General features: G+C 32.3%; 14 protein-coding genes and 1 pseudogene. All 15 read left to right on the forward strand.

All coding sequences use genetic code 11. The annotated features are described in order from the left end of the window. Position 1: 1 nt before the first annotated feature. The 15 genes and pseudogenes from I4V16_RS08285 to I4V16_RS08350 all read left to right on the forward strand — a co-directional run bounded on the left by I4V16_RS08285 (position 2) and on the right by I4V16_RS08350 (position 13,536). On the forward strand, positions 2-712 hold the full coding sequence (locus tag I4V16_RS08285; protein WP_049177304.1) for a flagellar hook capping FlgD N-terminal domain-containing protein: 711 nt from the start codon (positions 2-4) through the stop codon (positions 710-712). Between the two features lie 19 nt (positions 713-731). After that, the gene (locus I4V16_RS08290) at positions 732-1,115 is read left to right on the forward strand and encodes a TIGR02530 family flagellar biosynthesis protein (RefSeq protein ID WP_049177302.1); all 384 of its coding nucleotides are present in this window, start codon (positions 732-734) and stop codon (positions 1,113-1,115) included. Between the two features lie 81 nt (positions 1,116-1,196). Next, positions 1,197-1,706, forward strand: a pseudogene (locus I4V16_RS17655) (flagellar hook-basal body complex protein); the annotation flags it as partial. Between the two features lie 1,380 nt (positions 1,707-3,086). After that, positions 3,087-3,893: a flagellar hook-basal body complex protein gene (locus I4V16_RS17465; protein ID WP_242979735.1), complete on the forward strand. Its 807-nt coding sequence runs from the start codon at positions 3,087-3,089 to the stop codon at positions 3,891-3,893. A 77-nt stretch (positions 3,894-3,970) separates the two neighbouring features. Further along, the gene (locus I4V16_RS08300) at positions 3,971-4,162 is read left to right on the forward strand and encodes a flagellar FlbD family protein (RefSeq protein WP_049177300.1); all 192 of its coding nucleotides are present in this window, start codon (positions 3,971-3,973) and stop codon (positions 4,160-4,162) included. A gap of 11 nt (positions 4,163-4,173) precedes the next feature. Beyond that, positions 4,174-4,977, forward strand: coding sequence for a motility protein A (locus tag I4V16_RS08305; protein WP_195966630.1), 804 nt, complete (start codon positions 4,174-4,176; stop codon positions 4,975-4,977). A 3-nt stretch (positions 4,978-4,980) separates the two neighbouring features. After that, complete coding sequence (locus I4V16_RS08310) at positions 4,981-5,709, forward strand: flagellar motor protein MotB (RefSeq protein ID WP_049177298.1); 729 nt, start codon at positions 4,981-4,983, stop codon at positions 5,707-5,709. 5 nt (positions 5,710-5,714) lie between these two features. Beyond that, positions 5,715-6,176 carry a flagellar basal body-associated FliL family protein gene (locus tag I4V16_RS08315; RefSeq protein WP_049177297.1) on the forward strand — a complete coding sequence of 154 codons (462 nt, stop codon included), beginning with the start codon at positions 5,715-5,717 and terminating at the stop codon, positions 6,174-6,176. Between the two features lie 12 nt (positions 6,177-6,188). Continuing rightward, positions 6,189-6,578 carry a flagellar biosynthetic protein FliO gene (locus I4V16_RS08320; protein WP_111937804.1) on the forward strand — a complete coding sequence of 130 codons (390 nt, stop codon included), beginning with the start codon at positions 6,189-6,191 and terminating at the stop codon, positions 6,576-6,578. Next, positions 6,571-7,344, forward strand: coding sequence for a flagellar type III secretion system pore protein FliP (gene fliP / locus I4V16_RS08325; protein WP_195542114.1), 774 nt, complete (start codon positions 6,571-6,573; stop codon positions 7,342-7,344). The genes I4V16_RS08320 and fliP overlap by 8 nt, the downstream gene beginning before the upstream one ends. Positions 7,345-7,355: 11 nt before the next feature. Beyond that, positions 7,356-7,625 (forward strand): flagellar biosynthesis protein FliQ, encoded by a 270-nt coding sequence (fliQ, locus tag I4V16_RS08330; RefSeq protein WP_049177293.1) that lies wholly within the window; start codon positions 7,356-7,358, stop codon positions 7,623-7,625. 11 nt (positions 7,626-7,636) lie between these two features. Continuing rightward, positions 7,637-9,478 (forward strand): fused FliR family export protein/FlhB family type III secretion system protein, encoded by a 1,842-nt coding sequence (locus tag I4V16_RS08335; RefSeq protein WP_195966631.1) that lies wholly within the window; start codon positions 7,637-7,639, stop codon positions 9,476-9,478. 24 nt (positions 9,479-9,502) lie between these two features. Next, a complete protein-coding gene (gene flhA / locus I4V16_RS08340; RefSeq protein ID WP_111937806.1) occupies positions 9,503-11,578 on the forward strand; it encodes a flagellar biosynthesis protein FlhA in 2,076 nt (691 codons plus the stop codon). Continuing rightward, entirely contained in the window at positions 11,579-12,694 is a 1,116-nt protein-coding gene (gene flhF / locus I4V16_RS08345) for a flagellar biosynthesis protein FlhF (protein ID WP_111937807.1), read from the forward strand. Then, positions 12,688-13,536, forward strand: a complete 849-nt coding sequence (locus I4V16_RS08350; RefSeq protein ID WP_111937808.1) for a MinD/ParA family protein — start codon at positions 12,688-12,690, stop codon at positions 13,534-13,536. The genes flhF and I4V16_RS08350 overlap by 7 nt, the downstream gene beginning before the upstream one ends. Positions 13,537-13,538 lie beyond the last annotated feature (2 nt).

Genomic DNA, 13,538 nt, shown 5'->3' on the forward strand with positions numbered 1-13,538 from the left:
TATGTCTGGATTAAGTAGTATAAACTACAATGGTGCTAGTAGGACAGACAGGGGAACTAAGATAGTAAAACCTGGAGAAGAAATGGACAAAAACGCATTCTTAACAATATTAGCAGCAGAATTAGCAAATCAAGATCCAACAGCTGATATTGATTCTACTGCATATGTATCACAGTTAGCTCAATTTGCAGCGATGGAACAAATGTCTAACTTAAATACAACTATGTCTAATTATGCAAACCAAAATCTTATTGGAAAAGGTGTAACAGTTAGTATAACTGATGATAGTGGAATGCCATATACAGGAGTTGTTCAAAGTGTAACTAATACAGCAAGTGGTACTAATATATCTCTTGAGGTAAACGTAAATGGGAAAAATGAAGTAATGACTTTTCCAATAGATAAAATCGTATCTGTTGTAAATGTACCAGATTATGCAATACCACCTTTAACAAGTTTACAAGGGAATATGCAGTTCTTAGTTGCCACATCATTTATAAATAAGAATGTAGAATTAACAACTACAGATGAAGAGGGAAAAAAGGAAGAGTTATCTGGTGTAGTTAAGGGAGTTTATAAAGATTCAAATGGGAACATAATGCTTAGAGTTGAATTAGAATCAGGAGAAATAAAAGAGTTTAATTATTCAGATGTAACTAAGGTTGGAGATTTTTCAAGTACTGAAACAGAAGATGGAAATGAGAAGGAGTAAAGAAAGTTAGGGGATAGAAATGAGTTATAGAATAGTAAATGGACGAGCCTACCCAGTAGGAAATATAGGTGGCGTTCAAGTTAATAAACCTATAAATAATTCAAAAAGCTCTGGAAGTACTTTTAAAGATGTTCTAAATAAGACAATTGAGAATAATGGATATACTGTTTCAAAACATGCAGCCGATAGATTAGAAAAAATTAATTTTTCTGAAGTGGATATGAAAGCAATAGAAAAGGGATTTGATTTAGCTGCTGATAAGGGGTCTAGAAATGCAGTTATGCTTTATAAAGATGTTGCTTTGGTAGCAAGTATTGAAAATAGAACTGTGATTACAGCTGTGGAAAAGGAAAGAGCTGTAGATAATGTGTTCACAAATATTGATAGTGTAGTAATGTTATAGGCTGGACCAATATATATGGAGGCCTATGCTTATGGAACGATAGAAGTAAGCAAAATAATGGGGTTTTAGGAGGTCAATCAAATGTTAAGATCAATGTATTCCGGTATAAGTGGAATGAAAGTAAATCAAACAAGATTAGATGTTATAGGAAATAATATTTCCAATGTAAATACAACAGGGTTTAAATCTTCAAGGGCAAGATTTAAGGATATGTTAAATCAAAATGTATCCAATGCAATGGCTCCTTCACAAAATCAAGGTGGTACTAATGCAAGCCAAGTTGGTTTAGGAGTTCAGCTTGCAAGTATTGATGCTGTTATGACACAAGGAAACTTGCAATCAACAGGAAGAGCATTAGATTTAGCTATTGATGGTGAAGGGTTCTTCATGGTAAGTAATGGACCATCAATATATGGTGATAGTCAGTTAGAGGTTAATCATAGAGCAGGTACACATACTCTTACACAACAATCTCTTGCTAACTCTGGAAGCGAAATAATGTATACAAGAGACGGTTCTCTTATATTAGACAGTGAAGGAAACCTTTTAACTGGTGATGGATATAGAGTAATGGGTTACTCATTAACAAATGATGATAGCTCAATGCCAGCTACATCACAAAAGCCAAGTAACACAACTGCAGCAGGACTAGATTTTAAATTTGGACCTGGTTCTCAATTAAATGGGTATAAAGTTGTATTAGGTGCAGTAGGACCTGGAACAGTAACTTCTGCAGATGTTGATAAGGCTCAAAAGTTAATTATAGTAAATGGAGATTTTTCTGAAACAGGAAACTTAACAGCTGCACAAATTGAATCGGCAGTAAATAAAGGATTATCAGCAAGTGGAATTTCTCAAGAAATATCTGTATCTGGTACACCTACTTCATTAGCTAATTTAGGTTCAGATGCAATATTAGGTGGGTCTGATGCTTCAGCGCCTAAAGCAGTAACAGTTGCAGGATTTACTATCCAATTAACTGAAGGGGATGCCTTAAATGGATATACTTTTGAAATAGGCGAAGTAGCAGCAGATTCATTAAGTGTACAAGTTAATTCAGATGTAAAGAAGATATTAATAAATGGTGATTTTATTAATAAAGGTGCACTAAGTGCTGATGGAATAAAGACAGAAATTAATAGAGCTTTATCTGATGCTAAGATAAATCAAAGCGTTAAGAGTGTAACAGGCTCAGCACAAAATCTAACTCAAATAAGTGGACAAACATCAGAGTCTGTTGTAGCTGAAGAGCCAAAAGCAACTTTACAAAACAAAGATGGATCTGGAGCAGCTAACTTTAGTGGTTTAACTGTGACTACAGGATTAGGAGCAGCTTTAAATGGATATACAGTATCTTTTGGAGATTCAACAGGAGATATAAGTGTAACAGTTGATAAAACAAGTAAATCAATTAAAATACATGGGGATTTAACTGGGGTAGCAGATGGTACAGATAAGCTTACTCAATTAAATAATAAGGTTGCAAATGCACTAAAGAGTAATGGTATTTCAGGAACAACCCTAACATTTGGTGGAAAGTATGAACAAACTAACGCTGGATCAACAACAATAGATTCAAGAGATATTACAATGAAATTAACTGGTGGTGTGGATGCACAAAAACCTAAGGATATTGAATTTGGTAATGGATTTACTTTAGAGTTTCCAGAGTTAATAGATAATAAAAAGTCTCCATTTGATAATTATCAAATTGTTATAGCTGATGTTAATGAAGAAGAGTTATCTGTTGAAGTAGACACAACTGAAAATAAGATTATATTAAAAGGTAACTTTATGTCAGCTAATGCTGTTAAAAAGGATGATTTACAAAATAAGATAAATCAAAAGTTAAAGGAAAAGGGTTTAATTGCAGATACTGATAAAGGAGTAAAGATATCAGGATCAGGTAAGATATATACAGGCCTTACAAGTGAAGAAGTTGAAGGCGGTGAAGAATTAAAAGCACCAGCTATGGTTGAAGCTTTAGGCTTGGAATTTAACTTCAGTGATGGTGCTGGTTTAAATGGGTATAAGATAGTTACAGGGAATATCAGTGCTGGAACAAAAGCAAGTGTTTCTATTAGTGAAAAGAATAAAACAATCACAATAAATGGAGACTTTGTAACTCAAGGAGCAGTATCAGCTAAGGGAATTGAGAATGCATTAAATAACGCATTAAGAGAAGCAAGTATAAATCAATCAATAAGTGTTACAGGTAATCCAATGGAAATTGGAGGAACAGAATCTGAAATAACTAATGGTGGTACTCCAGTTCAAAGCTTAGATAACGATGGAACAGTAAACTTCGTAGATGGTACAAAAGATTTAAAAGCATATGATAGCTCATTAAAGACTCTTAAGATTCCAGATAAGGTAAAGTTACCAGGAAGTGAAACAGAATTAAGAGTTAAGAGTTATACAATAGATAGTTCAGGAGTTATAAATGGTATTTTAGAGGATGGTAGAGTAGCAGCTCTTGGACAAATAGCTATGGCATCCTTCAAAAATCCAGAAGGTTTAACAAAGATGGGTGGAAACTTATATAGCTCATCAGTTAACTCTGGAGACCCTACAATAAAAAGTGGAGTTGGAACACTTGGAGAAGACAACAGCTTAGGATATGGAGATAGTGTTCAAAGTATGTTAGAAATGTCAAATGTTGATTTATCAGAACAATTTACTGAAATGATAGTTGCAACAAGGGCATTCCAAGCAAGTGGGAAGATGATAAACACTGGAGATGAAATTCTTCAAGATATAATCAACCTAAAGAGATAAGAAGGTAAAAGGTAGGCTGGTAAGAAGTTAAGATATCTTAACTTCTTACCTATACTTCTACCAGTGGAGGGATAGATATGATAGATCTAACAGGTATGAACAATAAAGAGTTTATATTAAATGCAGATCATATAGAAAAGATAGAAGAGGTACCTGAAACACTTATTACATTAACAAATGGCAGGAAATATATAGTCCTAGAGAGTGTTGATGAGGTAAAAGATGCAGTATTGAGATATAAAAATAGAATTTTTACTTATAGGTTGTAGGAGGCAGTAACATGAAAAAGTCAGATGCTTTAACCGGAATAGGATTACTACTAGGAATTGGAATGATGATTTATGGTATGATGCTAGGCAGTAGTTTAATGATATTCTGGGATTTATCGTCAGTGCTAATAACTGTCGGTGGGTCATTATCGGCAGTATTAATTACAGTACCATTAGATCAGATGAAAAAGATTGGTAAAGTTTTTATACAAGCTTTTAAAGAGTCATCATATTCAGAACAAAATGTAATCACTCAATTTTCAGAGTTATCAAAGAAAGCAAGAAGAGAAGGTCTACTTTCATTAGAAGATGAAATTTCAACTTTGGAAGATGATTTTCTAAAGAAAGGTTTGCAAATGGTAGTGGATGGTATAGAACCAGAAACTATTAGAGAAATATTAGAATTAGAAATTGGAGAAATGGAAAATAGACATAGTGAAGGTGCATCAATATTTAGCACATGGGGAGCTTATGCCCCAGGGTTTGGTATGTTAGGTACCTTAATAGGACTTATACAAATGCTTCAAAATTTATCAGATGCTACAACAATAGCTCAAGGGATGGGAAAAGCACTTATAACAACGTTTTATGGTTCATTACTTGCTAATATTTTCTGTAATCCAATAGCAGCAAATCTTCAAAAGAAAAGTGAGAAAGAAGTTAATATAAGAGAAATGATGCTTGAAGGAGTTTTAGCAATTCAATCTGGGGTGAATCCAAGAATTATTGAAGAAAAGTTAATATCTTATTTAGAACCAGCTGAAAGGTTAGAATACTTGAAGAATAATGCTGAAAATAGTGAAGGGGTTGCATAGGCCATGGCTAGAAGAAAAAAGAAGAATAATGACTCAGGGGGAAGTACTTGGTTAGATACATATGCTGATACAATAACGTTACTTTTAACATTTTTTGTTCTTTTATATTCTATGTCTAGCTTAGATAGTGAGAAGCTAAAGCAACTATCCAATGCATTTAATGAAGTGATGTCTGGGAAAAGTGCTGATTCAATTTTACAATATGACCTATATAATGGGAAGGTACCTTTAGTAGGTGGGGAATCCCCTGTAGAAGATATGATAGAAAATGGTGGTTCTCAAGTTGAAACATATGAAGAGATACAAAAGTTTGTAGAAGAGAATGATTTGTCTGCAACAGTTGAGATCACGAGTGATGAGAGAGGTATAATTCTTCAACTAAAAGATAGTATACTTTTTGAACCAGGTAGAGCAGACTTGAAACAAGATTCATTAGCAATATTGGATAAAATAAATGTACTTATAGCCACATTGCCTAATTCTATAATTGTAGAGGGACATACAGATAATGTACCTGTTGGAGTAAAAGAATTTGAATCTAACTGGGAGTTGTCAGCTACAAGAGCAACAAAGGTTTTAAGATATTTTACTGAGGCTAAGGGACAAAATCCTAATAGATTTAGTGCAGTTGGATATGGAGAAACAAGGCCTTTAGTACCTAATAACAGTGTAGAAAATAAAGCAAAGAATAGAAGAGTAAACATCTTGCTTGTTACTAATAATAAGGAGTGATTTTAATGGCAAAAAAGAATAGTGATAATGAAAAAAGTACATCGGGTGGAATAAAGAAATTTTTAGTTATAGTATTAGCATTATTAGTTCTTGGTGCAGGAGGTTTTGGAGGATATTACTACTATATGAAGAGTACAAGTGATGTAGAAAAGCCAATTGTTGAAGAAAAAATTCCTGTGGCAGAGGATATAATGGTTAGATTAGCAGATGAAAGTGGAAAAAGCTACCTTAAAGCAACAATAAATATTTCTTATGACAAAAGAAATAAGAAGGTAGGAAAAGAGTTAAATAGTAAGCTTACAGAAGTAAAAGATGCAACCTTATTTTATTTAATGTCAAAAAAGAGTGAGGATTTTAGAGCTGAAAATGAAGAGAATTTAAAAAAGGGGCTAATTGAAGATATTAATAAAATATTGGATGAAGGTAAAATAGTGAATATCTATTTTGATCAATTATTAGCACAGTAGGGAAGAGAATAAATGGATTTTACATTAATGATTTTTAAGTTGATTGTATCTATGATAGTTATCTTTGCTTTAATGATTATATTATTTAAATATGCCAATAAGGGTATTAACGGAAATTTAAATAAAAAGTACGTAAAGGTAATAGAGAGAGTACAAATTTCCAAGGATGGATACATATTAGTGGTGAAGGTAGGAAACAAGGGAATGGTATTATCAACTTCTACTGGACATACTGAAAAATTACAAGAATTATCTGAAGAAGAATTGGCAGAAATAGAAGAAGCAAAACAACAAGCTTTAAAAGATATGAATAAGAAATATGAGGGTATCTTAAATAATTTTAAAAGTTTATCAATAGAGGCTTGGGGGAAAATAAAATCAAAGGAAGATAGGCATGAGTAAAAAGAGGAAATCACTATTAATACTTTTGGTAGCTTTAGCAGTTATAGGGTTTACAGCAATAGCAGTAAGTGCAGCTCCAGAAACAGTAGATTTACCTGGTGTAAATATAAGCATTGGGGGAGAAGGTACTTCAGGAGACTATGTATCTAATATAAAACTATTAATATTTTTCACGGTATTAGCTTTATTACCTTCAATTATTATAATGGTAACATCTTTTACAAGAATAGTTGTTGTATTTTCATTTTTAAAAAGTGCAATGGGAGCACAGCAGTCTATACCAAATCAAGTTTTAGTTGGACTAGCTTTGTTTTTAACATTTTTTATTATGAGCCCTGTAGTTGGTGAAATGAATGAAAAGGCAATTAAACCATACTTGGAAAATTCAATTACACAAGAACAAGCTATTGAAGAAGGTGGTAAACCACTAAAAGAATTTATGTTGAAGCAAACTAGGCAGAAGGATTTAGAACTATTTGTAGAGGCTGCTAATTTGCAAGATGAAGAATTAACACCAGAAAATATTCCATTTTCAGCAGTTGTACCGGCTTTTGCAATTAGTGAGTTAAAAACCGCCTTTCAAATAGGTTTCTTAATATATTTACCATTTTTATTAATAGACTTGGTAGTTGGAAGCGTGTTGATGTCCATGGGGATGTTCATGTTGCCGCCAGTTATGGTTTCATTACCATTTAAGTTATTACTTTTTGTAATGGTAGATGGATGGTATTTACTTGTTAAGTCCTTGATTTTGAGCTTTTCGTGAGGTGATTTAGTATGAGTGAAAGTTTAGTTATAGGCGTAGTTAAAGATGCAATTATGACAGCATTAAAGGTAGCTGGACCAATTTTAGCAGTAGCTATAGTCATTGGTTTAATTATAAGTATTATTCAAGCAACTACTCAAATTCAAGAGCAGACATTAACATTTGTTCCTAAGCTGTTAGGTGTAGCCTTTGTTGGTATATTGCTAGGAAATTGGATGCTTCATACCATTATGGGATTCACAAGAAGAATTTTTGAATTAATTATTAAAGTTTCAACATAGGGGGTAGAGCAGTGGTTAATACAGCCTACTTTCTAGCGTTAATACTTGTATTTATACGGTTAACATCATTTTTCCTGGTTGCTAAGTCTTTATTTCCAAAAGGAACCCCGCCAATACTAAAGGGTGCAATTGGAATGATATTATCATTTGCAATAATATCGGGAATAAATTACCAGGTAGTTTTAGAGATAAACAATAACTATATGCTTGTTTATAGCGTAGTAAGTGAAATAATGAGTGGGGTTATACTAGGCTTTATAGCCAATATGATATTTGAATTTATAAGAATGGCAGGAGGGTACATGGATATCCAAATAGGTTTATCTATGATGAATATACTAGATCCTAGTAGTGAGACAACAAGTACTCCCTTTTCTAATTTATCGTATTTTATTTCCATGGTAATATTCTTTATTATCGATGGACACCACCTGTTAATTAAGTGTTTAATACAAAGTTTTAAGGTAGTAAATATAGGACAAAATATAGTATTTCAAGATACTTTCTCAGTGGTTTTAGATGCTTTTAGAGAGTATTTTGTGGTAGGAGTGAAAATTGCAATACCATTGGTATTGATAATTATAATAACAGATTTATGTATGGCTTTAGTTTCAAGAACTGTGCCAGCAATTAATGTAATGATTTTAGGTATGCCAGTTAAGATGGTAGTTGGATTACTAACCTTTATAGCATTATTACCGATAATGATAAAAATAATATCCTATGCATTTAATTTAATACCAGATATTATAGAGGAAATGTTAAAGGTACTACCAGCGGCACCTATAGTACTTATATTTGCAAATGAAGAAAAGACAGAGGAAGCTACGCCAAAGAAAAAGAGTGAAGCTAGAAAAAAAGGACAGATAGCTAGAAGTAAGGACGTTGGACTTGCAATAACAATGGTTACTTGTACTCTAGTAATACTTCTATTAAGTGGTATGATAGTAGGAAATTTAAAGGATACTATGGTATATTTCCTTCAGTCTGGAATGCTTCAAGATATAAATGAAATGAGCATAAAATCAATAGTACTTACTGTATTAATGAAAGCTGGGTTATGTATACTTCCCGTTGTTGTTCCAATAATGATAGCTGGAATAGTGGCAAGTTTAATGCAAACAGGATTTTTGCTTACAGGAGAGCCTTTAAAACCAAAGTTTAGTAAATTAAATCCTATTTCAGGCTTTAAAAATATGTTTTCTAAAAAAAGTTTTGTAGATTTGTTAAAGAATCTTGCAGTGGTAACAGTAATAGGTTTTATTGGTTTTTTATATGTTAGAGACAATTATGATAAGATACTTCAAATATCTAATACATATTTGCCTTCCCTAGGGGGGCAAGTTCAAGATTTAGTTGTAGGTATATTCTTTCAAGTTAGCGTTGTTTTAGTAATAATTGCAGCTGCAGATTACTTTGTCCAATTTAAGTTTCATCAAAAAGACTTAAGAATGACAAAACAAGAAATTAAGGAAGAGTATAAACAAATGGAGGGAGATCCTCAGATTAAAAGTAAAATAAAGCAAAAGCAGAGAGAGATGGCAACAAGAAGAATGATGGCATCTGTAGCAGATGCAACTGTTGTAATTACAAACCCAACACATCTTTCAATAGCTTTAAAGTATGAAGAAGGAAATAATGAAGCTCCTAAAGTAGTGGCAAAGGGAGCAGAGTTAGTAGCACTAAAGATAAAAGAAGTCGCAAAGGAAAATGATGTTCCTATAATGGAAAATAAACCTTTAGCAAGAATGATATATGAACAGGTAGATATAGATAGGGAAGTTCCCCAGGAAATGTATCAAGCTGTAGCAGAGATTCTAGCTATGGTATATAAACTAAAAAATAAGAAGTAAGACTTTGCTTAGATAAAGGATGGGATGAATTTGTCACCTATAAATAATAAAAAGATGAATTTAAAAGAAAATTTAGATGTGCTTGTAGCTATAGGTGTAATAGGAATAGTTCTTATGATTATTATTCCATTGCCTAAGGGTGTATTAGATGTTTTGTTAGCATTAAATATTACACTTTCAGTTGTAATAATGCTTATAACAATGTTTACAACAAATGTATTACAACTATCAGTGTTCCCGACACTTTTACTTGTAACTACACTTTTTAGATTAGCACTTAACATATCTTCAACAAGATTAATATTAACAGAAGCAGATGCAGGGAGCATTATTACTGCCTTTGGAGATTTCGTTGTAGGTGGAAATTATGCTGTAGGTATTATTATATTCATAATTATAGTTATTGTTAATTTCCTTGTTATAACAAATGGTGCTGGAAGAGTAGCAGAAGTATCTGCAAGATTTACTCTTGATGCAATGCCAGGAAAGCAGATGTCAATAGATGCAGATTTAAATTCAGGGCTTATAGATGAAGCAACAGCAAAAAGTAGAAGACAAGATTTGCAATCAGAAGCAGACTTTTATGGAGCAATGGATGGTGCATCTAAGTTCGTTAAGGGAGATGCCATTGCAGGTATAATAATAACTCTTATAAATATAGTTGGTGGAATTATAATTGGAGTTATGATGAAGGGCATGAGTGCTGGTGATGCTGCAAGTAAGTATATAATCTTAACGGTAGGAGATGGGTTAGTAGGACAAATACCAGCATTATTAATATCAACATCATCAGGTATTTTGGTAACTCGTTCAGGAAGCAGAGATAACTTTGGTAAAACATTTGCCAATCAGTTAACAGCTTTCCCAGTGGTAACAGGAATTGCAGCAATATTAATGTTTTCTATTGGAATTATTCCAGGTATGCCAAAGCTTCCTTTCTTTTTAGCAGCAGCTGCTATGGGAGTGTTAACATATCTTCTTTATAAAGAAGAAAATAAAAAGCAGGAATTGGCAATTGCTATGGAAGAAGATGAAATTGTTGAGATGGAAAGAAAAGAGCCAGAGAACGTAATGAATCTTATATCTGTTGAGCCTATGGAAGTGGAAATTGGTTATGGATTAATTCCATTAGCAGATGAAACTACTGGAGGAGATTTATTACAAAGAATTGCTTCTGTAAGAAGGCAGTGTGCAATTGAAATGGGAATAGTTGTACAACCTATAAGAATTAGAGATAACTTACAACTTAGAACCAATGAATATGTAATAAAGATAAGAGGAACAGTTATAGCTTCATCAGAGCTTATGCCTAATATGTTATTATGTATGGACCCTACAGGTGATAATTCAGATATTCCAGGAATTAAAACAATAGAACCTACCTTTGGACTTCCAGCTGTATGGGTTAATAAAGACCAAAGAGAGGAAGCAGAAATAAAAGGATTAACTGTAGTAGATCCAACAACAGTTATGGTTACACATTTAACTGAAACAATAAAAGCACATTCTTATGAGCTGTTAGGAAGACAAGAGGTTAAGTTAATTGTTGACAACACAAGAGAAAAATATAGTGCTGTAGTTGATGAGTTAATACCAGATCTATTAACTATTGGAGAATTACAAAAAGTATTACAGAACTTATTAAGAGAGAAGGTTCCAATAAAGGATATGGTTACTATTATGGAATCTCTTGCTGATAATTCAAGAAATACAAAGGATATTGAATTGTTAACTGAATATGTAAGATTCTCTCTTGCAAGAACTATATGTAATCAAATTATAAATGAAGATAGAGCAGTTACCGTTGTAACATTACATCCTCAGCTAGAAGAATTAGTAGCATCCAATATACAAAAATCAATTCAAGGGACATTCCCAACAATTGATCCAGATACTACGACAAGGATATTTAATAACATAAGAGATACTATAGAATCAGTATATTTCTATAATAATCAACCAGTAATTTTGGTATCACCCAATATAAGATGTGTATTTAGAAAATTAATAGAAATGGCATTTCCTCATTTAATGGTTATTTCTTTAAATGAAATTCCAAATGATGTTGAAATTCGTACTGAAGGAGTTGTAACACTGTAAATGATTATTAAAAAGTATTTAGTTAGCAATATGAATGAGGCTCTTACAAGAATAAGATATGAACTGGGAAAGGATGCAATTATAGTAAGTCAAAGAAAAGTGAGAAAACCAGGTTTTAAAGGATTATTCTCTGAAAAGCAGATTGAAGTAACTGCTGCTGTAGAGAACTCAAGTAAGGGAACTGAGGAGAATTTTCAAAGTTCAATAAATGATATAAAAAAGATAATGGAACAAGAAATTGAAAATAAACAAAGTGAAGTTTCAAGGCCTACTATTTCAACTAAAGATGATAAGGCAGAAAAACTGGAAGCAGAAGTAAAAGAGGTGAAGGAACTTCTAAATAAGGTAATAAAAAATACAACTAAGGAAGAAGAAAAAGATCCTATTAAGGAAGTACTAGAAAAAATAGATATAGATTTAGAGTTTTATAATGAGCTAAAAGATAGGATAGATAAGGATCATATAGAGAGTTCCCTAAAAGAAATTATTAATGCGGACATTGAAATATCAGAAGAGAATTTAAAAGGAAGAATAGTTTTAGTAGGACCTACTGGAGTAGGAAAGACAACAACTATAGCTAAGCTTGCAGGGAAATTATCTTTGATAGAAAAAAAGAAGGTAGGATTAATAACAGTAGATACATATAGAATTGGAGCTGTTGAACAATTAAAGACATATGCAGAAATAATGAATATCCCATTTAAGGTTGTAGTTACGATTAAAGAAATGGAAGATGCTATAGAGGCTTTAAAGGGAATGGATGTTATTTTAATAGATACTACAGGAAGAAGTAGTAAAAATACAATGCAAATTTCAGAATTAAGAGCATTTACAGAAAAAGCTAAGCCTGACAGTGTAAGTATGGTTATAAGTGCAACAACTAAAAATAGGGACATGGAGACCATATTACAAGGATATAAGTATTTAAACTATGACAATATTATAATAACTAAATTAGATGAAACAACTACTTATGGAGCTATTTATAACATAAGTAAAAGGTCACAAAAGCCTATAAGATACATTGCAACAGGACAAAATGTTCCTGATGATATAAAAAATCCATCAAAGGATGATTTAATGAAGTTTATATTAGGGGAGGAATCCTTATGCTAGATCAAGCGGAAAACTTAAGAAGATTAGCTAATAAGGATAATTCAAAGAAAAAGGCAAAAATAATTACTATAACATCAGGTAAAGGTGGAGTAGGTAAAAGTAATTTTGTTGTTAATATGGGAATAACTCTTCATAAAAAAGGAAAAAAAGTATTGATTTTTGATGCAGATATAGGTATGGGAAATGATGATGTTTTAATGGGAGTACTACCTAGGTATAATGTTTTTGATCTTCTAGAGGGGAAGGATATAAATGAAGTAGTTGTAGAAGGCCCCTATGGAATTAACTTATTACCAGGAGGCTCTGGAATAAACTATATTGAAAATTTAGAAGAAAAAGAGAGGCTAGCCTTTATAGAAAAGTTAACTAGCCTAGATGAATATGATTATATATTCATTGATACTGGTGCAGGAATTAACAAAAATGTACTTGCATTTATAGCTTGCTCAGAAGAAACAATAGTAATAACTACACCAGAACCAACATCTTTAACTGATGCTTATAGCTTAATAAAGGCTACAGATCATTTTAAATTAACAGACACTGCAAATGTAATAGTTAATAGAGCATTTTCAATTAAAGATGGAGAGGAAACTTATAACAAGCTAAAAAGAGCTGTAGATAAGTTTTTAACTATAAAAATTAATTATTTAGGATCTATATCGGAGGATAGAAAATTAGTTGAAGGGGTAAGGGCGCAAGTTCCCTTTACAATATTATATCCAAAATGTGATGCATCTAGATCAATAGAAAGAATATCAAATAAGTTGATAGGAGATGCAAGTGTAGAAAATATGGGAGCGGAAGGGTTGTTTAAAAAACTGTTCAGTTTATTTTCTTAGAA

Origin of the sequence: Clostridium sp. 1001283B150210_160208_E6, assembly GCF_015669365.1 — a bacterium.
Lineage (GTDB): Bacteria > Bacillota > Clostridia > Clostridiales > Clostridiaceae > Clostridium > Clostridium paraputrificum.